We start from the raw sequence: 21,305 nt of genomic DNA, 5'->3' as shown, positions 1-21,305 counted from the left end.
CCTCTATTCCTCTTACTTATTAAAATTCCACTATCGTAATTCCCGCTCCGCCAAACTGAACGTGCTCGTCATGAAAGGATTTAACGCCGGGAACCGTTTGAAGATATTGGCGGACAAGAGCGCGGAGAGCACCTGTTCCCGTTCCGTGAAGAATACGAACTTGCGACTGCTCTAGGAGTATGGCATCGTCAATGAAATGAGATACCACGTCGAGCGCTTCATCCCCGCGCATACCGCGTAGGTCTATCTCAGACTTAAAATTCAACTTTTTTTCGTAAACAGCATCCCGTGTCTGCTTCGACACAAAGGTGGAAACTTTTGAGATATTATTGATCTCTGGCTTCACCGTTACTTCGAGGCGCGACAGAGGAACGTTGGTGTGCATCATACCAAAGAGAACGCGCGCTTGCTTACCAGTAATCACTTCCACGTGCCCAACAGTAGTTTGGCCTTTTAAGCGGACATAATCCCCCACCCTCACTTTTACTTGAGTAGGTACAGTCTGAGGCTGATCGGAAGCATTCTTTGACAACGTACTAACCAACTGTTGCAGTGCAGAACCTTTCTTTTCAGACTTTCGCTGCTGCCGGCGTTTGATTTTCTCAATCTTTCGTGCTATGCGGTCTTCCTCTTCCACGTCCTGACGAAGGGCGTTTTTATATTCATCTAACTGTTGGCGCACTTCGCGCGTTTTTTCTTTCTCGGCCTGGGCTTCTTTGATGGCACGGATAGTACTTTCAATTTTCGCATTACTCTGCTTGAGCAAGTCCTGCGCTTCCTCTTTTGCTTTAGCCATCACTTGTTTCCGCTCCTGATTGAAATTCTGGAGTTCTTTCTCGTAGTTGGCCAGCGACGCCTGCAGCTGCTTCTCCTGCGTGTGTACTTTCTGACGCTTGGTTTCCCAGTACATTTTATCGCGAGCTATGTCCTGGAGGTATTTATCGGACATGACATAGTCCTTCCCTACCAAGTCGGCAGCATAGGCTATCACATCTTCGGGTAAACCTATCTTACGGGCTATCTCTATGGCGAAACTGCTACCTGGATGGCCTATGCGCAACAAGAATAGCGGTTGCATCTGTGCGCGATCGTATAGCATAGCTCCATTCACTACGCTCTCCGTTGAATCTGCAAAATGTTTGAGATTCTGGTAGTGGGTTGTGATGACGCCGTAAGTACCATTTTCCACAAAACGGTTAAGGATGGCTTCAGCCATAGCTCCGCCTATTTGGGGTTCTGTACCGCCGCCGAATTCATCAATCAAGAGCAGCGAATGAGGCCCGGCATTTTTCATCATGGCTTTCATACCGAGCAAATGACTGCTGTAAGTGGAGAGTTCGTTTTCAAGGTCTTGCTCATCGCCAATGCTGATGAAAATATCCTGGAAAATACCCATCACGGAATTTTCGCGCATAGGTACGGGCATACCGCATTGTAGCATATACTGCAACAAACCGACAGTTTTCAAACAAACTGACTTACCGCCTGCATTAGGGCCTGAAATCAACAGAATATGTTGCTTGCCTTTGAGGGCAATATCGAGCGGCACTTGCTTACTGCCGTGGCGTTGCAAACTTTGCTGAAGCAGCGGATGAATGGCTTGCACCCAATCCATGTAGGGATATTTGCGCACTTCAGGAATAACAGATTCAAATGTCGTTGAAAAGCTCGCCAAGGCGCGCAGAAAGTCGATATGAGCCAAGAAGTGTAGACTTTGCAACATGGCAGGCGCACAAGGGCGAATGTTGTTGGTCAATTCTTGCAAGATACGAATGACTTCGCGCTTCTCCTGCGACTTTAATTCGCGGATACGATTATTTGCATCTACAACTACTGATGGTTCTATGAAAACGGTCTTGCCTGTGGCACTCTCGTCGTGTATGATACCCTTAATTTTTCGCTTAAGGGCTGGAGCAACAGGAATCACCAAACGCCCATCACGCAGTGTGGGCGCAACATCGCGATCAATATAGCCTTCGTCCTGTGCCTCGCTGATGAGGGTGCGCAAACTATGGCTGATGCCACGCGTTGTTACTTCTATCGAATGACGGGTTTGGAGCAATTCGGGAGAAGCCGTATCCTTGACTTTTCCATATTTGTTGAGCACTTCATCAATGCGCTTAACGATTTGCGGGAAGGTCTCCACATTGGAAGCCATCTGAGTGAGCGCTGGGTATTCAGGTGTTTCGTCTTCGCCTTTTTTGCGAAAGAAATCAACTAAATCACTGACCGACTTGAGCGAACGTTTCAAATCGAAAAGCTCAAGTTCTTCCATGTGTGTGCGCTCCGGACGGATGCGCATCAAGGCCTGACGGACATCGAAAAAGTTTTCTTCGTAAACGTCGTCCTCCTCTTCAGAAAAACGTATGAAGTCGCGCACCTGTTCGAGCGCTTCTCTCACGTCTTCATATCGGGACAGAAATTTGAGTTGACTATCTACCCATTCGGTGCCAAGCGTGGACATGCAACGCCCTTTAAGCAACGTCCGAATTTCGTCAAACCCGATTTTCTGTTCAAAATTTTCAGGGAAAATCATGCTTGTATTTATTTTTAGGCAAAGATACAAAATAGATACGAGATAAGAGAGAAGCTGAACGGATAGAAGCTCTCAGCAAATGACGCACAAGGAGACGTTATTTACTGATACTTTATTTGACAATAAATACTTTTCTTCCAGAGAAGAGAGCCTTAAAAAAATCCGCCAGCAACCTAAGAAAAGAGCGTCTCAATGGTGTATTTTCTAAAAATTCCCTCTATGAGGTTTTGAAAGAGAGCCGATATGGGCATTGTTTTCATCATTTTTGCAATTTTCATATACTGAAGAGGCGCTTCTATCCTTATGCTGTCAGGTGATACAATAAAGATAATGCATCAATAAAAAACCAGCCCTACTGAGAAGTTATTTTACAAATAACATCCCGATAGGGCTGGCGAGTTTTAAGAAATATGGTTTATTTTATCACCAAAGCGCGGTCGATAGCATCCACTAAGGAAGCGTTGTGGGCCTGCGTCTTAGCATCAGCCACTGGCATACTCAGTTTCTTACGTAATTGCTTCAACGTTGAAAGCACAGCAGGGCGCGCATCATTAGAAAGACTTGCCGATTTGAAGAAGTCGATCAGATTCTGCACATAAAGTTTCTGCACATCACGCGTGTACTGAGAAGGCGTACTGCTCTTAAAGATGTAATTTGTGAGATCCTGCAAATATTCTGGAGCCTCGTATTCACTGTTCAAACCATTGAGCAGAGAGGAGTTGACAAGCAGCATCATGGTGCGTGCAGCAATGCCGTATGTAGCGTTATTTACATCAGGGAAAAGACTTTTTACATAAGCCGGCGCGCGGAACCACGTAGGCTCTGTGAGAACGTTATCAGCAACAAACTTCAAGCATTCTTTCTGACGGGCCTTGCTGACGTTGATATAAACATTTCCTCCATTGTCCACCGTACCATAATTTTTGTAGACACCACCTATGTTGCGGATAACGTGCCCCATATAACGGAGGAACTGGCTCTGCACCTGTTGGTACATTGACTTGAGGTTTGTGGAATAAATATCATTGCTTTGATAGGTCCATTCGGGCAACTGTGGCAACATGCGCTTCAAGTTGCGAATACCATAATAAGAAGCCTTGACAGCATCATCGCCCAAGTCCTCTGTTTGGCAACGACTGTCGCGGGTAGTATTCGTTTCACCATCACCAAACCAGATTCTCGGCTGACCACTAATCTTTGAATCGATACGTGCCTTGGCATAGGCCTCGTTCGTCATCTTCTCGAGCTCATAATGGTCACTATTGTCATCATAGGCATTCCACATCGGAGTATAACCCCATTTGATCGCCCATACATCATAGTCGCCAATGCGTGGGAAGATACCCGCACGCGAGATACCATCTTCAGGCTGTGCCACATAGTTGAAACGAGCGTAGTCCATAATGGAAGGCGTGTGCCCGTGAGCCTCAACAAAAGCTTTGTTGCGAAGACTATCGACAGGAACAGTGCTGCTTGAGCCGAAGTTATGGCGAAGACCGAGCGTGTGGCCCACTTCGTGAGAAGAAACAAAGCGAATGAGCTCGCCCATTAGTTCGGTGTCGTACTTCATCTTGCGAGCAGCCTCATCAAGCGTTCCGGCTTGAATCATATACCAGTCGTGTACCAGCGTCATCACGTTGTGATACCAGCAAATATGACTTTCCAGAATTTCACCTGAGCGCGGGTCGTGCACCTGTGGGCCATAAGCGTTTTCTATCGGAGCGGCCAAATAGCGAATCACGCTGTAGCGCGCATCCTCCATACTCATCGTTTTGTCAGAATCAGGCCATTCTTTTGCAAGAATAGCATTCTTAAAGCCTGCTGCCTCAAAAGCTTTCTGCCAGTCCTCAACACCTTGAATCAAATACTTGCGCCATTGTTTGGGGGTGGCAGGATCGATATAGTAAACAATCGGTTTCTTCGGCTCCACAAGTTCACCGCGTTTCATCTTCTCCATGTCGGCAGAATCTTTTGGTTCTAAACGCCAGCGAGTGATGAAGCGTTTCGGCTCAACACGTTGCTGATTGTCACTGAAATAAACAAAATCGTCAGTGAAATAGCCTACGCGTGGATCAAAGAAACGGCGCATCATCGGCTTCTTAGGGAGCAGTACAAACGAAATGTTCAAGCCGAAGGTGATCTTTCCAGTGGCCGATGCCGCTGCCGTACGCATTTTCTGCGACATAAAAGTTCTGACCAAACGGATTTCTGTGTTCATCGGGAACGTTTTAACGCTTTCAATATATGAAAGCTGTGGCAGGAACCCTGCAAGGCCAATATCTTGTTTATCGTCTTGGGGCACGCTAAAAGCGGCATTGTCATCATTGAGTAGAGATGTGACTTTAATCTTATACATACCCTTCACATGACTTTCTATTTTGAAGGCGGCAATGATTGGATTTGTATTACTGATTGTCACCGCGCGATTGATAGCATCAATGGAATCGGCAGTATTCATCAAAATATTTGAGCGCATCAAAAGTCTATCGCCTGGTGCTTTCTCAAAATAGATGGTTTGCTGATTTATCTGCTCACCGGCAAACTTGCCAACGTTGGCTGGCGCTTGCGTGAGACGCACAGTGGTTAAGAACTCGCGAGATAAAAGACTATCAGCGATTTCAAAGAAATAGTCTTCACCTTGTTTTGTTACGGTGAACAGACCTTTCGTAGTCTCAGGTTTTGCAGCAGAAGCCTGCTGTCCGCCTGCCGAAGCCACCGTAGCAGAAGGCTTTGCAGACTGTGTCTTTTTCCGAGCGACTGATGGTGTACTTACCAGCAGACCGCAAAGAAGAAACGGGATGACATGTTTCATAGGTGTGTAAAAAAAAGATTGATATTATATTTTTAGAATTTCCTTTTTGAAGAGTTCGAAAGAACCGTCCAAACGACTCAGTTCGTAGTCGCGCAAACGGAGGGAGAAAGTTCCTGGAAGTTCGCCAAGGGCAAAATAGGACTGCAAGATACTGGCCATATTATAGCTCAAGTTATCGCCGCGCTGCATCAGCTGAACGCTATAGGTGCGCAGCAGCTTAGTGTCGTGTTCCACCTTTTTGAGTTGTTGGAACATTTCGTAATAACACGGCAGGGTTCCTGCTGACAAGAGATAGAAAGCTTGTGCGGGTATGTCGTCAGAACAAAACAAATGCAAGAGCAAACGAACTTCTTCCACTGTGCGAACTACAGGCAAGAGGGTAAGCAAAAGCTTCCGACAATCTATTGGACTGGCCACATCGGCAAACTGCTGTAATGTAAGAACATCAAGTTTGAACTGACCTATGGAATAGAGCGTAATGGCAGCTTTGAGAAAGGTGCCAAGATAGGCTTTTGAGTTGGAAGAAACCAGAACAAGGAAAGAGTTCCAAAAAACCGTGGGACTGTTGGCCAACTTAGGCAAGAGCTTCTCCCCCAGCAAGAAGCCAGCTGTTCGAAAATCCTGATTGGAAAGCCCCTCTAAGAAAGAACGCAGTCCTTGAATGTCGTCCGCGGCCAGATAGGCTAACAGACGACGTTCAAGGACTGGATTATGTCTCTTCAGTATGGACATGTTTATAAAAAGAGAATGTAGCAAGTGAAAAGAAATAGTCACTGACTGCGGCTCTTATCTTATTTTCGAGTTAGCAAGACAACATTCTCCACATGCTGCGTGTGGGGGAACATGTCTACGGGCTGCACCTTAAGAACCTTATATTTTTCGTCCAGCAATTGGAGGTCGCGCGCCTGCGTAGCAGGATTGCAGCTGACATAAACGATGCGCTCGGGAGCAGCATTGAGAATCACGTTGACAACATCGGCGTGCATACCCGCACGTGGTGGATCAGTGATAATCACATCAGGCCGACCGTATTGCGCAATAAAGTCATCGTTCAGTACGTCCTTCATATCGCCCGCAAAAAAGAGCGTGTTGTCGAGTTTGTTTAAGGCAGCGTTCACTTTAGCATCTTCAATAGCCTCTGGAACATACTCGATGCCGATTACTTGTCGCGCTTGGTGAGCCACAAAATTGGCAATCGTTCCCGTACCCGTGTAAAGGTCGTAGACAAGTTCTTTACCAGTTAATCCAGCAAAGTTGCGCGCCACTTTATAAAGTTCATAGGCTTGCTCCGTATTGGTTTGATAGAAGCTCTTCGGTCCTACTTTGAAGCGGAGGTCTTCCATTGTTTCGTAGATATAGTCGTGACCAGCGTAAATCTGAATGTCTAAATCGCCAATCGTATCGTTACACTTCTGGTTATCTACCCACAAGAGAGAAGAAACCTCGGGGAAGTTGATGTGTATCCACTCCATCAGTGCCATTGCCTTTGGCTGATCGTCAGCCTCTTTCAAACAGAATTGCACAACGAGCATCACCTCACCCGTGGCCGATGTGCGAATCATTATGTTTCGCAGAAGGCCCTCCTGCTTGCGGAGGTCGAAGAATGTCAAAGCGTTATCAAAAGCATACTGGCGAATACCATTACGCAAGCGGTTGTTAATGTCGTCCATGAGCCAGCACTCGTCAATGTCGAGTATCTTATCAAAAGCTCCAGGTATATGAAAGCCCACGGCATTCATATTGTCGAATGTCTCGCCCGAAGATATCTGCTCTTTCGTCAACCATTTTTTATTGGAAAAGCCAAACTCCAATTTGTTGCGGTATTGCTTGATATGTTTACTACCAAGTATTGGAGAAATCTCGGGAAGTTCCACCTTGCCAATACGGGTCAAAACATCTGTCACCTGCTGCTGTTTGTAGGCAAGCTGCTCCTCATAGGGAAGAATCTCCCACTTGCAACCGCCACAAACACCATAGTGTTTGCAAAAAGGCTTGCAACGCTTTTCAGAATACTTATGGACTTTAACAGCTTCGGCTTCAGCATAAGAATGCTTTTTTCGCGTTAGCTGCAAGTCTACAACATCTCCAGGTACAACATAAGGAACAAAAATTACCATCCCATCAACGCGCGCTAAGGCTTTTCCCTCAGCTGCCACATCAGTTATTTCGATTTGCTCCAATAAAGGAAGCGGCTTTTTCTTTCGACTCATTAGTATATATGTAATCTATTGCAAAGATACACAATTATAGCGAAAACCACAGAATTGACTCCTGTTTGCAGAAAGATATAGTTCTATTGTCATCGTGTTTTGAAACCATCCGTTTGAGGATAAAGAGATTCACTCAGAGCATGGAATAAAGGCGCGTGACAAGTCGAGGAGCAGCAAACTCACTGCGCACTTCCTCATCAACAACAATATAACCGCGCTCCACAAGTAGAGGCAAAGCTTCAGCAGGAAGGTCTACCTCATAACAATCTGCTAACAACACACGATGGGTCAAAACGTGTTTCATACCTTCCGCCACCAAGTGATAGCTGCTTCCTGAAGGCAGATCAGCAGTACGGACCACCTCATCAAATTCCGCCTTGTGCTCAAACTCTAACAAAGGCGGTTCGTAGAGACCTTGCCAAATGTCGCCGGCTCCCCTACGATGCAAAAAGATTTTCCCCTCACAACGAAGATAGAGATACACAAAATAGCGTGTTTTCACCTCCGTCTTTTTCGACTTCACGGGAAGTTGCTCGACACAGGCAGCAGAGTGTGCCACACACGTATGGCTTAGCGGACAATCTGTACACTGAGGGTTCTGCGGAGTACACTGTAATGCGCCGAAATCCATAAGAGCTTGGTTGTAATCGCCTGGATGTAGCTCGTCAAGAAGTTGCTGTGCCAACTCTCTAAAGACTTTTTTCCCGGCGGTTGTATCTATCGGTGTGAAAATCCCAAAATGGCGGGCTAACACGCGATAGACATTTCCATCGACAACAGCTGTAGGCAATCCGAAAGCAAAGGCAGATATGGCAGCGGCCGTGTAATCTCCCACGCCTTTTAGTGTGCGAATTTCTTCATAGGTTGTAGGAAAATGTCCCATATTTGCAATAGTTTTTGCTGCTGCATGAAGATTTCGCGCACGGGAGTAATAACCCAGTCCCTGCCACTGCTGCATCACTTCATCCTCACTGGCAGCGGCTAAAACAAAGACATCGGGGAAGCGCTCTAAGAAGCGCAAATAATAGTCGTATCCCTGCGCCACTCGCGTTTGTTGCAAGATGATTTCAGAAATCCAAATACGATAAGGGTCTTTCGTGTCGCGCCACGGCAAAGGGCGTTTGTACTCCTCATACCACTTCAGCAACACTCGAGCAAACTCAGAAGAGAAAAGAAACGAGTTACCAAGCAATGCTTCGCAACTCGTATCAGATTTCTCGTATGTAGCGGTCTGTCTTTCTAACGACTCATTTTTTATTGGGTCTTTTTTCAATCGTGGAATAATTTAATGCGTTGTTCTTCGCTTAGTTTGCAAATCAGCAGTGTACCATCGCGCTCGGCAACGACATAGCCGTCCAGGCCTTGCACTACTACTTTCTTCAGCTTCTCAGCATGTACCACGCAGTTGAAACTATCATAGAAATTGATATCCGGTCCTATTCCAGCATTGCCATATCGGTCCTTCTGACTATTGTCGCGGAGCGATGTCCATGTGCCGAGGTCGCTCCAACCGAACGAAGCAGGACACACAAAGATTTCTTCTGCCTTTTCCAAGATGGCATAGTCCACACTGATATTCTCAAGCGACGGATAGAGTTCATTGATGCGTTCTTGCTCCTCTTCCGTGTCGTAAATCGGAGTCAAGCGTTCGAAAGCTTTCGACATATCGGGCTCGTAAACGCGAAAGGCATTGATGATCGTAGATACGCTCCAGATGAAGATACCTGAATTCCACAAATAATTATCATGCGTCACATATTCTTGAGCCAGTTCGAGGTTGGGCTTTTCTTTGAAAGAGTCGACACGGAAAATATCTTTTTTCCGACTGGAAGAGAACGTCAAATCAGCCTTGATATAGCCATATCCTGTTTCGGGGCGCGTGGGGTGAATTCCTAAGGTAACAATAGCGTCGGTCTCAGCCGAAAACTCCATCGCGTTCTCTACAACGCTGCGAAAGGTTGAGGCATCGAGCACCACATGGTCGCTGGGTGTCACTACGATATTGGCACGCGGATCGCGCTTCTTGATTTTGTAGGACACATAGCAAATACACGGAGCTGTATTGCGGCGACACGGTTCGAAGAGCACATTGGTTGCTGGCACTTCGGGCAACTGTTCTGCAATAGTGGCTTTGTACTTTTCCGAGGTAACAATCCAAATGTTCTCCATCGGGACAAAGTTCCTAAACCTATCCACAGTGAGCTGAATCAAGGTCTTGCCACAGCCCAACACATCCAAGAATTGCTTTGGGACAGCCTCACTACTCAGCGGCCAAAAGCGGCTACCGACACCGCCTGCCATAATGACTAAATGATTCATTCGTCTCTCTACTTATCGTCTTGAGTGGTTCCTTCGATATATATACGCACCAAACTATTTGAAGCATTGGAACGAACCGTTACAGGTTTCTTAAAAGGACCTGCATACGTATTCTTACCATCATACGTAACCTTCACTTCGCCTTTCTTACCTGGCTCAATGGGTTGCTTCGTGAAATCGGCCACGGTGCAACCACAGCTGCTAAACGCCTGCTGAATCACCAGCGGTTTGTCGCCTGTATTCGTAAAAGAAAACGTAACCGTCTGTGGCTTGGAAATAGAAAAAGTTCCAAAGTTGTGCGTTGTCTTGTCGAACTTAATCACTGCCTGCGCATTCAGACTTTGGAATACGCCAGCCAAAAGTATTGAAAATAAGAATAAAAATTTCTTCATAATCTCAATTTTAATTTGGTATAGGTAGCGAAGATAGGAAATTATCTTAATAATAAGGATATTTAGTATTATAAATCACACTTTTTCAGATGTAATACACTATATTTGCTTCAGAATCCACATAATTATGCCTATAACTTCCCTTCCTGTTTCTGCTCTTGATAGCCCTGACAGAGTGATTCTTGGTATCGACCCTGGTACCAACTTTCTTGGCTATGGCATCATTCGTAAGCAGGGGCGCAAGGTGGAAATGCTTGCTATGGGTATTATTGATCTCCACAAGGTGGCCGACATTTATCTGAAATTAGGCCGTATCTATGAACGCGTACAAGGCATCATAGATTCCTACCTTCCGGATGAAATGGCCATTGAAGCTCCATTTTTTGGAAAGAATGTGCAAAGCATGCTCAAACTTGGACGAGCACAAGGTGTTGCTATTGCAGCTGCCATGAGTCGGCAGATACCGATCCACGAATACGCGCCACTGAAAATTAAGCAAGCCATCACAGGTAATGGGCAGGCCTCAAAGGAGCAGGTGGCTGAGATGATGAAGCGCATGCTCCATCTGCGCGACGAACAGATGCTCTCCCATCTCGATGCCACTGATGCTCTCGCCGCCGCATATTGTCACTATTTACAATCGGGCCATGACAATCGTACCGAGGGAGCTCCGCGCTCGTGGAAATCATTTGTCAATCGCAATCAAAATCGTGTGAGTTCTGGTCTTACGGGTCCGCAGCAACGATTGGCTGCGGCCTTGGCCAAAACAAATAAGAAAGTCTGATTAACTACTATGCTGAAAATATCACTAATTCTACTCTTTCTTCTTAGCTGTGGCACAACCGCAAAAACCCAGGAAGTGTACAACTATGTGCTGAATAACGCTATCCGAACAGTTCAGTCACCGACCAGTGGTTTTACACAAACACGTATTGCACAATTCAAGCAAACAGCATTGACATATCTGCGCAAGAAAGCCACAGAAACCATGCCGGAGGTGACAGATCAGTTTCTGAACACCCAGGCCTATTATATGTCTGAATTTATCACTCTCTTCTTCGATGAAATCCTCAAGAGCAAGAAGCAGGATTGCGAGAAGAAGAAAGCTAAAATTATGTTGTTTATGGATGCCAGCAAGAGCAACCCGCTCTTCGATGACACGGACACAGAAACAACCGACTCCTACATTTTGGAAGGCAATCAGCTCACGCCTTTCTCTCTCAATACCGACTGGCCACGGGCTTACGCTGCGGCAAAGGACAACATATAAAATAAGAACGTCCCCCTATGGACAAATAGCCTTATTGTTTTCAAAAATGCAATAAGGCTATTTTTTTATACAATAAGGCTGCCAGCCGACAGCCTTATTGCATCAGCTGACAGAATAAGGAAAATCCCGACTTCTTGCTATCCTGTTTTTCTCCTCATAAATATCTCCAAAGAAGAGCAGAAAGAGGCTGAACGAATGCTTATGGAGCAGAAAGGTGGACAGAAGAGAAACGATGAGAACAGCCCAACAGAAGTCAAAGATAGGAGAAGCTTTCCGCATCGAGGATAAAAGAAGTTCTCCTCCCATCTGCAATGATGGGAGGAGAAACCTTCGTTAGAACATCTAGAGTCGTTATTCTACCTTAGGCTAAATGCTATAATTACAAGAGCTTTCTTATTAGAAAGAAAAAGGCCATGCCTCGCTTTTTGTAGCGAAAGGCATGGCCAAAAACTTGTAACTAATCTCCCCAAATGGAGCGATGAAGTTCGTCATCAGAACCAAATTTCGAGTCTACGAAACCGCTCTGTTCTCTTGTTCCAATTTCTTCTGTGGAAGGGTCGAACTGCCCATTTGAAACACCAGGGCTTGCAGTTATCATCAGGCTCTCTGCCGAGAATAAGAATGTCTCGTTCTGTGGTTTAATGTACTTTTTCTTTTCCATGATATTTTTGTTCTTATTTGATCATGATTTTCTTTCCGTTGTAGATATACAAACCATGTTGTGGTTTCTCAACGCGCTGACCATTCAAATTGTAGTAAACTCCATTGTTAACATTCGAGGAAGCTGCATCAACAGCATCGATACCTGTGATTGTAGTGTTATCGTCCATGAAAGTGAACACGAGTCTTGCGGTTGCAGGTACATTGGCGATTTTAGCATAAGCCTTGTGTACTGGCATTGTGAAAGAAGCGGGAGCCTTCTTGAAGATACCTTGAGCAGCAGATACTACGAAGATAGGATCAGAACCAGTAGTGATGAGCTTATCCTTTACAATTTGTCCAACCATCAGGTTGTCACGAACAGTATATGCTGTGTTGTCTTTCTCACCAATAGCATAGTAGAAACTATCAGGAATTGCTTCGTAGGAAAGAACCTTCAGCAGAACGCCTGTTTCTGCAGGAACATAGCTGAAATCAGATGCAGCGCCACCCTTCTCGTCGATGCTGACCATCTGGATGCTGTACTTAGAGTCACCATAGTCGCCCTTACCTCTTTGGATACCAGCTGTTGTAGCTACGAATGCTGCAACATCGGGGGTCTTACTATTGTCTCTATAATAGATACCCAAATCAGCATCAAACTCACGTGCGAACGTGCCGTATTTGTGAGTAAGCTTCAAACCTGGAATCTTGTAGTCAACCTTAGAGGCATAGTTTGCCCAGCCTTTTGCTGCCTTATAAGTAGCAACAGCACTCTTCTTTACATAGATATTCGGCAGTGTGGTTGGGAATTCAGAATAGCCTGAACCAAGTTCCCACTTCGTAGCGCTCATATCGCGGGGAGGAATAGCATTAGTGAAGAAGACCTTCTCAATAGTAGAGGAACCATCGGCTTTCTTGAAGGCGTCAATACCTAAATAGTCGAGAGGGGTGCGGAATACTACTTCCTTAATGTTGGTAGTGTTGTCCTTCATGGCATAGTCGCCCCAAAGACGTACCTCATAATTAGTACCAGCGTTCTCTACGTGTGCCGGAACCAGATAGGTATAGACATCGCTCTTAACATCAACCACCATAACTGCCTTTTTAGACAGAGGGAAGTATTCAGTAGGACCATAACCGTTAGGATCTTTGAAGAAAGATACACCAATGTTATGGAAAGAGCTCCATACACTGTTTGCATGATACAGACTCTCTGAGCCATTGCGTACACTGATGTCGATCTTCGACTTATCTACGTTTGGTGCATAGAAAGCAGTATTGGCTACATTGGTAGCAGGAATAGGAGTCTTGCTCAAGAAGGCAATAGTGTTCAGTTGCTTACACATATCGAAAGCATGTGCACCAATCTTGTTAACCTTCTCGGGGATAGTTACGTTCTCCAGGTTCTGTATATAATAGAAAGCATAGGGGCCAATCTCCTCGATGACAGGAGGAAGCATAGTGTAGTAGGTGTTAGCCTTTCCTGGAGGGAAGGAGACAAGAGTTTTTTTATCCTTGCTGAGCAGGAAGCCGTCAACACTTGAATATTGAGTGTTATTCTTATCAACATGGATAGCTGTCAGAGAACCGCAGAACTGGAATGCCTTCGGGTCGATATTAGTGGTAGCTGCAGGGATATTGATTGTTGTGATCTTTTGGCAGCTGTTGAAAGCAGACTGCGCAAGCGTGGTTACACTTTCGGGCAAATCAATGCTCAAGAGACCTGTGTTTTGGAACGCACCTGCGCCGATCGTTGTGATCTGTGCTGGAGCGGCAAATGTTACAGAAGACATATTAGAGCAACCGTTGAAAGCACCCGTATTAATCATCGTTACAGATTTGGGAATCTCAAAAGTAGGCAACTTGGTATCACCGCTGAACGCGTTGGTCTCGATAGTTTGCAACACACTTGTTCCTAAGAATCTGAAAGATTCAAGATTTGTACAACCTTGGAAAGAGCCGTTACCGATAGATTGAAGTTGTGAACCATTATCAACGGTCACAGTCTTGAGGTTTGCACATCCGTTGAAAGCAGCAGCACCCAATTCTTGCAGAGAAGCGGGAAGTTCCAACTTCTCCAAACCTGAATTAACGAATACCCATGTACCAATTTTCTTGAGATTGGATGTAGGCTGGAATTCGAGTTCTTTCAATTTGCTTGTTCCTTGGAAGGCATCGTTGTCAATCTCTTCTACGCTTGGAGTCAGCGTGAGTTTTGTGATCTTTGCAGCATAATAGAAAGCTCTCTTTCTGATTTTCTTAGTAGTGGGTTCTGTAGTATAAGCACCCTGCTTGCCAGCAGGATAAGATACCAGTTCCGTCTTATTCGCATTGTAAAGCACACCATCAGCAGAAGCATAAACAGAGTTACCTGCCTCCACATTGATAGATTCCAGAGCAATGGAGCCAGAGAATGCACCATCAGCGATGTCAGTGACAGTTGAAGGAACTGTAACTGTCTGCAAATAGCGGCATGTGTTGAAAGCATCTGCACCAATCTCTTTGAGCGGTGCACTCATCTTGACAGAAGAGAAACCTTCTACACGAGCAAAAGCGGAGGGACGAATTTTCTCTACCGTTGTAGGAACGACATATTCATAAGTGCCATATCCCAAAGTAGGAGTTCCTTTACCACAAGGATAAACCACCAACTCTTTTCCATCAGCTGTGAAAACTACACCATCCTCACTCTTGAAATTGGCATTACCTGAAGTTACATTGATTGCGGTGAGTTTTCGCGCAGAAGTGAAGCCGTTATAACCTGGTGAAGAGAAAGGAAGATCCTTCAAGGTTGTTGGCAATGTAACGGACGTGATATTCTTGGCTGCCTGAAAAGCATTGACACGGATACCTGTGGTGCCTTCTGGAACAGAATAGCTGGCATTAGGACGGTCTACAGGATAGTCCAACAACCACTTGTTAGCTCCATCGTTTTCATAGAGCACACCGTTGTCAGAATAGTATTTTGCATTGCCTGAAGCCACATTGATCGCTTGCAGAGCTTGGCAGGAAGAGAACACACCATTTGCCATTTCGGTCACTGATGCGGGAATAGAGATTGTAGTCAATTTAGTACCACCAAGAGAGTTTGCCTCCATCGCTGTTACCGTGTTTGGTATGGAAACACTGATTGCGTTGGGCACAGAACTGTTGTTCTGAATACGAGTTACCTTCCACTCAATATTCACACTGTCCTTCACTGTAGAGGGGATTGTTAAAGCCCCACTATTGTTTGAGCCAGCAAAGGCGACCTCCTTGTTTACCAAACTGGTAATCACATAGGTCATACCATCTTTAGTAAACTTATCGCCATTAATGGCGGCATTTGCGGTCGCCACATTTAGCGCGATAAGCACTAATAGTAATAAAAATTTTGTTTGTCTCATAATAAAAAAAATATATAAATCTGTTTTATTTATCTTTACTTATAGCTCTGAGTTATTCTAAAAAAACTTCATAATGAAAAATGGAGCTTATAGTCGCTGGCTTTCACCTGGCCAACGAATCCGAAGAAATAGGCAACGGGAACTCTTGCGAAGTCTCGACCTAAAAGCATTGTGCAGTTTTTCACGTGCACGCTTATTTATATTATGTAAAGAGTGAGTAGCTCTGCACTTAGAGAGAAAAAAGAGAAATATATTTGGAACAGATAGAGAATACAGCATAGAGAAATCTCCATTTCTCTGAACCGCGCATATTCCTTTTTCTTTACACAAGGAATAATGGCAGTGATTGTATTTCTTCGTAAATCTGTTCACTTTTCTTTATTTCGATAACTGGCGCAAAAGTAAACAATGTATTCGGAACTTGCAAAAAAAATACAGAAAAAAAGTAAAATACGACAGAAATGAAACCGTTTTTGCCACCTTTAGTCAGCAAAAATACACTATTGGGTTATAAACAGAACATTATAAGAGATACGAAATTAAGGTAAAAAAACATTACATTTAAACAATATTGTTTTTGTTCTAATTTACTTTTCTCAAACAGCACTAAGAAGCAGATACATTTTACACAAACAAAATTAATGCCCCTCTACCGGCTACTTTTCACAAGATTATATAGCGGTATTTGCAAACTCCTCTCTCTGTCCTAAATTACTCTTTCAGGAACGAGCATAGACAAATAAAGAATATTGTTTTTGTGAAGGGCAGAATCCACAATTAACCATTTTTCTAGATAGAATCGTTTTTGTATGGCGAATCTTTAGAAAAATCAATTGATAGAAGGTAATTATTTAATTTTATCCTATGTCTGTTGTTAGATTCCCCAGAAGTCGAGATATTGACGAGCCACTTTCAGATGATCGTGATAGCGCCGAATGTATTCTCGACTGTCGGCCTTTAACTGCAGAAGTTCATCTCTTCTATCCATTAAAAGGCAGAGTTGGTCATAAACATCATCTTCATTGGGCTGCACGTTAACTATGGGTTTCAAATCTGTATCGCCAAGAATTGCATAGTTTTCAGGTTCGGCTCCACCCACAACGATCATACCGTGCGACATGGCTTCCAAAGCGTTCATCGCAGGTGTATAGGAATAAAGCTGATCGAGCAAGATGTCCGAGTTGTTGAAAAGACGAACGTATTCTTCAAAAGGAACGGACTCGGCGCGTACTATTTCCATATCGTCAGGATAACGCTGAGCCACTCGCTCTAATGCTCTCAACATAATATCCGTGCCCTTGTAGGCACTCCGCGACTTTTGAATACCAATGAAGAAGCGAAGAGGCTGGTGAACACTCAATGGAGATTCATCCACACGAATAGGAAAAGGGATGAAGCGGAGTTTGTCTGCGAACTCGTTCCGATAGCTGGCATAGTATTCATATAAGCCTGCAATAATCCCATCACAATCGGCAGCGATTTGACGATTAAGAAGGCCTTTAGCCCCATAAAGCCAATCACGAATCCAAGCTTCATTATCGGAATTGTGGCGAAGTTGGTTGCCAAAATTAAAATCGCTATAACGGAAGGTTGTACAGTCGAGGCAGGTACGGACGTAATAATGGTCCATGCCAAAAGCACCCATAAAGACTTTCTTATTATATCGCCTCAAGTCCTGATAAAAAGGCAAGATACGCTCTCCTTTGAGCGGCAAAAAAACAGGATTGATGAGTTGGACTACATCATATCCCCGAAACTTGCGACATTTCCACTGGAGCTCAAAATAATAACGCAAACTGCTCCAGCGCGAGAGCGATGGACGACGGAGGTCTATGTCTCGCGGATAGTTTTTCCAGCCATCACCATCGGAAGCCACCGTGACGTAATGGCCAAGTTCTCGCAATCCCGCTGCCAGCGTGGCGTGGACATTACTATAATCGCCTAAGAGAAGTATGCGCATAAATTCTTATGTATCTTGCAGTAATAAAAAAAGAGAACAACAAGAGAGAGTTTTCGCTCCGTCCTGTTGTTCTCTTTATAGTAAGAATCTTACTCAGCAGCTTCTTCTGCTGGCTTCATATTTGTATAAACCGTCTGAACGTCGTCGAAATCTTCGAGTTTCTCCACCATCTTGTCGATGGTTTCACGCTCTTCGGGCGTTACATCTTTGAGGTCGTTGGGGATGTAGGTGAATTCAGCACCGATCACTTCGAAACCTGCTTCTTCAAGGTGTTTTTGAATTTCGCCGAAGCTCTTCGGATCTCCATAAATGGTGATACTATCTTCTTCGGGGTCTTCATCGAATTCGTCCTCTACGCCATAGTCAATAAGGTCGAGGATGAGCTCGTCCATATCCAGTCCGTCCTTGCGTTTGAATGTGAAAACAGCCTTATGATCGAAGAGGAAAGCCAAAGAACCCATTGTGCCAAGGTTGCCGTTAAACTTATTGAAGACACTGCGAACATCGCCCACTGTGCGAGTAGTATTATCGGTCAGCGTATCAACAAAGATGGCGACACCGTGAGGGCCATAGCCTTCGTAGGTCATTGTCTTGTAGTCGCTCTGGTCTTTGCCCATTGCGTTCTTAATGGCGCGCTCAATATTGTCCTTCGGCATATTCTCGCGCTTTGCATTAGCGATAATAGCACGCAATGCAGGATTGTTTTCTGGTTCTGGACCGCCGGCCTTTACTGCAATAGCAATCTGCTTACCAATTTTAGTAAACGTACGAGCCATATGGCCCCATCTCTTCAGCTTAGATGCCTTACGATATTCAAATGCTCTTCCCATGGGAATCTATATTTTTTGTTGTTCTTATTTTTATTCGAAAATAGAGACTGTCTTTCGTGGAGCACGAATATGCTCACCGCGATTGATTGCTCCGTAACTCTTTCTGCTTATCTCAACTTAGCGTCTAACTGCTTCTGCAAACTTGTGATAATCTTGTTCATGACGGCATCGACTTGCTTATCGTTCATCGTCTTTGTTTCATCTTGCAAAGTGAAATTGACGGCATAGCTCTTTTTGCCTTCTTCAAGATTTTTTCCTTCATAGACATCGAAGAGTGTAACCTTCTTCAGCAATTTCTTATCTGCCTTATAGGCAATATCTGCAATCTGTTTGAACTGAACTTCCTTATTAACAAGCAGAGCGAGGTCGCGGCTAACAGCTGGATATTTGCTAATCTCTGTGAATTCTACTTTGTTCTTGCGTGTCTTCTTCATCAGCTCATTCCAATTGAACTCGGCAAAGTAGACGTCATTCTCTAAGCCTTGCGCAGCAGTAAGTTTCTTTGCAACAACACCGAACTCAAGCAACACCTTCCCATTGCGATCTGCCACTTGCAGGCTCTTGCTAAAAATATCGGCAGTACCATCTTGAATGAGCAAGCCACCAAGTTGGACACCAAGACGCTGAAGAATACCGACAACATAGGCTTTCAATTCGTAGACACTAGAAGGTTCATTGGGATGTGCCCAGCTACCTTCGACATGATTACCTGTCAGCCAAAGTCCTAAATGGCATTCCTCAGAATAGGCCACCATATGATTTTTTTCTGCTAACTTTTCAAGAACTCCACCATCCTGGAAATCCTCTTCTCGAGCGGATTGAGACTCGCTTTCAGCTGATGGCTTGCGGCGACTTGCATCGAAAGCATAGACATTACCCAACTCAAAGAAACGAAGGTTGGTTGCACGGCGATTCACATTGCGAGAGAGGCTTTCTAAACCGCCAAAAAGCAAGGTTTGACGCATTACGTTCAAATCTGAACTCAAAGGATTGATGATATGAACTAAATGCTCCTTAGGATAGCTCTTCAACTCGTTATAATAAGCTTCTTTGGTGAGAGAGTTATTCATAATCTCATTAAAGCCTTGCCCTATGAGTTGCTGAGCGATAAGCTTCTGTAACTTGTTACTACGATCTGCTTCACCTTCTACAGTTAGGCAAGAGTTCATAGTAGAGGGTATCTCAATGTTATTATAACCATAGATACGCAGAATCTCTTCTACGACATCGCAAGGACGCTGCACATCTACACGATAGGCTGGGACGTGGAGAGTGAGTTCTGTTTCGCTTTCGGCTACAATCTTCATTTCCAAATTAGTAACGATTTCTTTGACCACTTCTCGTGGAAGTTCTTTGCCAACTAAGTCATTAACGTATTGGAAGTTTAAGACGACAGGGAAATACTTCGGAAGTTCACCAGCTTCCACATCTTTGATTTCCATACTAATAGTACCCCCTGCCAATTCCTTTGTAAGGAGAGCGGCAGCTTTCAATGCATAAATTTGTCCGTTAGGGTCTACACCACGTTCAAAACGGAAACTGGCATCAGTGCTCAAGCCATGACGACGAGCACTCTTTCGTATCCAAGTGGGATTGAAATAAGCACTTTCAAACAACACATTCTTAGTTGTTGCGTAAGTACCACTACCCTTACCACCAAAAACACCGGCAATGCACATAGGTTCTTTTGTATTGCAAATTGCAAGATCACGATCAGACAAAGTATGTTCTTCACCATCAAGCGTTACAAAAGGGGTTCCGTCGGGCATAGATTTGATGATGACTTGTTGCCCTTCAATCATATCTGCATCAAAGCAGTGAAGAGGCTGACCGTAAGCCATCATTATATAATTGGTAATATCTACGATATTGTTAATAGGACGAAGACCTATCGTTGTCAATTTCTTTTGTAACCACTCAGGACTTTCCTTAACTACGCAATCTTTTACTGTGACTGCACAATAGCGCGGACATGCTTCTGCATTTTCAACTTTAACATCAATGGGCAAGTCTTCATTGTCTGCTGCAAAAGCATCGACACTGGGACGATGAAGACTAGTATTATAACCATTACGCTTTAGCCAAGCATAAAGATCACGAGCCACACCGTAATGAGATGCAGCATCAATACGATTTGCCGTTAAATCAACTTCAAGCAGAAAATCACTCTCTAAGTTAAAATACTCGGCAGCAGGAGTTCCAACTTTCGTATCTTCAGGCAAAACAATAATTCCATCATGACTTGTACCTACTCCAATCTCATCTTCAGCACAAATCATTCCGAAAGAATCTAAACCGCGCAGCTTAGACTTCTTTATAACAAACTCTTTATCTCCATCATAGAGTTTGGCTCCTAAAGTGGCGACAATAACTTTCTGTCCAGCTGCAACATTAGCAGCACCACAAACAATTTGAACAGGCTCTCCATTTCCTAAATCCACAGAACATACATGCATATGATCTGAATTAGGATGTGGCTCACAAGAAAGAACATGGCCTACTACCAAACCTTTCAACCCTCCACGAATAGATTGCACCTCTTCAACACCGCCAACTTCCAAACCAATAGAAGTTAATGCAGCAGATAATTCTTCAGCCGAAAGATCAAAGTCTACATATTCCTTCAGCCATTTATAACTTACATTCATACGAATAAATTTGCTTCTATGAAATTGCTCAAAGGCAATGACTCTGACTTTTTATAGTCGGACGCAAAAATAATAGAAATCAAATGAAAAGCAAAGAAGAATGAAAGCTAACTGTCTCCTGACCATAAACCCAGACTCCACCAACCAGCTTGCCCTTCTCAGAAAAGTAAATCTGCGAGCCTCTGCCTGAAACACAAAAAAGAGACTCCCATCAGATAATTGCTCTGATAGGAGTCTCTTATTTGAAAAAAAGGCGGCGACCTACTCTCCCGTCTTGTGGACAGTACCATCGGCGCGACC

14 protein-coding genes are annotated in these 21,305 nt (G+C 44.4%); 2 read left to right on the top strand and 12 right to left on the bottom strand.

Going from position 1 to position 21,305, the window contains the following annotated elements; genetic code table 11:
* Positions 1-19: 19 nt before the first annotated feature.
* The 7 genes from ACO4R2_RS05245 to ACO4R2_RS05215 all read right to left on the bottom strand — a co-directional run bounded on the left by ACO4R2_RS05245 (position 20) and on the right by ACO4R2_RS05215 (position 10,269).
* Positions 20-2,536 (bottom strand): endonuclease MutS2, encoded by a 2,517-nt coding sequence (locus tag ACO4R2_RS05245; protein WP_484769448.1) that lies wholly within the window; start codon positions 2,534-2,536, stop codon positions 20-22.
* A 415-nt stretch (positions 2,537-2,951) separates the two neighbouring features.
* Positions 2,952-5,348: a zinc-dependent metalloprotease gene (locus tag ACO4R2_RS05240; RefSeq protein ID WP_484769447.1), complete on the bottom strand. Its 2,397-nt coding sequence runs from the start codon at positions 5,346-5,348 to the stop codon at positions 2,952-2,954.
* Positions 5,349-5,372: 24 nt separating this feature from the next.
* Positions 5,373-6,080, bottom strand: coding sequence for a hypothetical protein (locus ACO4R2_RS05235; protein WP_484769446.1), 708 nt, complete (start codon positions 6,078-6,080; stop codon positions 5,373-5,375).
* A 59-nt stretch (positions 6,081-6,139) separates the two neighbouring features.
* Positions 6,140-7,558: a 23S rRNA (uracil(1939)-C(5))-methyltransferase RlmD gene (gene rlmD / locus ACO4R2_RS05230; protein WP_484769445.1), complete on the bottom strand. Its 1,419-nt coding sequence runs from the start codon at positions 7,556-7,558 to the stop codon at positions 6,140-6,142.
* A 133-nt stretch (positions 7,559-7,691) separates the two neighbouring features.
* Complete coding sequence (mutY, locus tag ACO4R2_RS05225; protein ID WP_484769444.1) at positions 7,692-8,831, bottom strand: A/G-specific adenine glycosylase; 1,140 nt, start codon at positions 8,829-8,831, stop codon at positions 7,692-7,694.
* Entirely contained in the window at positions 8,828-9,877 is a 1,050-nt protein-coding gene (locus ACO4R2_RS05220) for a mannose-1-phosphate guanylyltransferase (protein WP_484769443.1), read from the bottom strand. The genes mutY and ACO4R2_RS05220 overlap by 4 nt, the downstream gene beginning before the upstream one ends.
* Before the next feature lie 8 nt (positions 9,878-9,885).
* Positions 9,886-10,269 carry a DUF1573 domain-containing protein gene (locus ACO4R2_RS05215; protein WP_311490142.1) on the bottom strand — a complete coding sequence of 128 codons (384 nt, stop codon included), beginning with the start codon at positions 10,267-10,269 and terminating at the stop codon, positions 9,886-9,888.
* Between the two features lie 127 nt (positions 10,270-10,396).
* On the opposite strand from ACO4R2_RS05215, the gene ruvC reads away from it, so the two are divergent.
* Both ruvC and ACO4R2_RS05205 read left to right on the top strand, forming a co-directional pair.
* On the top strand, positions 10,397-11,053 hold the full coding sequence (gene ruvC / locus ACO4R2_RS05210; protein ID WP_311490143.1) for a crossover junction endodeoxyribonuclease RuvC: 657 nt from the start codon (positions 10,397-10,399) through the stop codon (positions 11,051-11,053).
* A gap of 9 nt (positions 11,054-11,062) precedes the next feature.
* Complete coding sequence (locus ACO4R2_RS05205; RefSeq protein WP_315090915.1) at positions 11,063-11,539, top strand: hypothetical protein; 477 nt, start codon at positions 11,063-11,065, stop codon at positions 11,537-11,539.
* A gap of 457 nt (positions 11,540-11,996) precedes the next feature.
* Here ACO4R2_RS05205 and ACO4R2_RS05200 read toward each other — a convergent pair whose 3' ends face one another.
* The 5 genes from ACO4R2_RS05200 to pheT form a co-directional block, all read right to left on the bottom strand.
* Positions 11,997-12,200: a hypothetical protein gene (locus tag ACO4R2_RS05200; protein WP_347719837.1), complete on the bottom strand. Its 204-nt coding sequence runs from the start codon at positions 12,198-12,200 to the stop codon at positions 11,997-11,999.
* 13 nt (positions 12,201-12,213) lie between these two features.
* A complete protein-coding gene (locus tag ACO4R2_RS05195; RefSeq protein ID WP_484769442.1) occupies positions 12,214-15,567 on the bottom strand; it encodes a leucine-rich repeat domain-containing protein in 3,354 nt (1,117 codons plus the stop codon).
* 874 nt (positions 15,568-16,441) lie between these two features.
* The gene (locus tag ACO4R2_RS05190; RefSeq protein ID WP_484769441.1) at positions 16,442-17,527 is read right to left on the bottom strand and encodes a glycosyltransferase family protein; all 1,086 of its coding nucleotides are present in this window, start codon (positions 17,525-17,527) and stop codon (positions 16,442-16,444) included.
* Positions 17,528-17,616: 89 nt separating this feature from the next.
* Positions 17,617-18,357 (bottom strand): YebC/PmpR family DNA-binding transcriptional regulator, encoded by a 741-nt coding sequence (locus tag ACO4R2_RS05185; protein WP_311491290.1) that lies wholly within the window; start codon positions 18,355-18,357, stop codon positions 17,617-17,619.
* 107 nt (positions 18,358-18,464) lie between these two features.
* Entirely contained in the window at positions 18,465-21,005 is a 2,541-nt protein-coding gene (gene pheT, locus ACO4R2_RS05180; protein ID WP_484769440.1) for a phenylalanine--tRNA ligase subunit beta, read from the bottom strand.
* Between the last annotated feature and the right edge of the window lie 300 nt (positions 21,006-21,305).

Source organism: Alloprevotella sp., assembly GCF_057240785.1.
Note: the sequence above shows the minus strand (reverse complement) of the source record. Positions and strands in the feature narration are given on the sequence as shown.

Excerpts from the sequence above, each read along its gene's own strand:
- ACO4R2_RS05195 (WP_484769442.1), bottom strand. The coding sequence starts at position 15,567 with ATGAGACAAACAAAATTTTTATTACTATTAGTGCTTATCGCGCTAAAT.
- ACO4R2_RS05205 (WP_315090915.1), top strand. The coding sequence starts at position 11,063 with ATGCTGAAAATATCACTAATTCTACTCTTTCTTCTTAGCTGTGGCACA.
- ruvC (WP_311490143.1), top strand. The coding sequence starts at position 10,397 with ATGCCTATAACTTCCCTTCCTGTTTCTGCTCTTGATAGCCCTGACAGA.
- ACO4R2_RS05190 (WP_484769441.1), bottom strand. The coding sequence starts at position 17,527 with ATGCGCATACTTCTCTTAGGCGATTATAGTAATGTCCACGCCACGCTG.
- pheT (WP_484769440.1), bottom strand. The coding sequence starts at position 21,005 with ATGAATGTAAGTTATAAATGGCTGAAGGAATATGTAGACTTTGATCTT.
- ACO4R2_RS05220 (WP_484769443.1), bottom strand. The coding sequence starts at position 9,877 with ATGAATCATTTAGTCATTATGGCAGGCGGTGTCGGTAGCCGCTTTTGG.
- ACO4R2_RS05240 (WP_484769447.1), bottom strand. The coding sequence starts at position 5,348 with ATGAAACATGTCATCCCGTTTCTTCTTTGCGGTCTGCTGGTAAGTACA.
- ACO4R2_RS05215 (WP_311490142.1), bottom strand. The coding sequence starts at position 10,269 with ATGAAGAAATTTTTATTCTTATTTTCAATACTTTTGGCTGGCGTATTC.
- rlmD (WP_484769445.1), bottom strand. The coding sequence starts at position 7,558 with ATGAGTCGAAAGAAAAAGCCGCTTCCTTTATTGGAGCAAATCGAAATA.
- ACO4R2_RS05235 (WP_484769446.1), bottom strand. The coding sequence starts at position 6,080 with ATGTCCATACTGAAGAGACATAATCCAGTCCTTGAACGTCGTCTGTTA.
- ACO4R2_RS05185 (WP_311491290.1), bottom strand. The coding sequence starts at position 18,357 with ATGGGAAGAGCATTTGAATATCGTAAGGCATCTAAGCTGAAGAGATGG.
- ACO4R2_RS05200 (WP_347719837.1), bottom strand. The coding sequence starts at position 12,200 with ATGGAAAAGAAAAAGTACATTAAACCACAGAACGAGACATTCTTATTC.
- ACO4R2_RS05245 (WP_484769448.1), bottom strand. The coding sequence starts at position 2,536 with ATGATTTTCCCTGAAAATTTTGAACAGAAAATCGGGTTTGACGAAATT.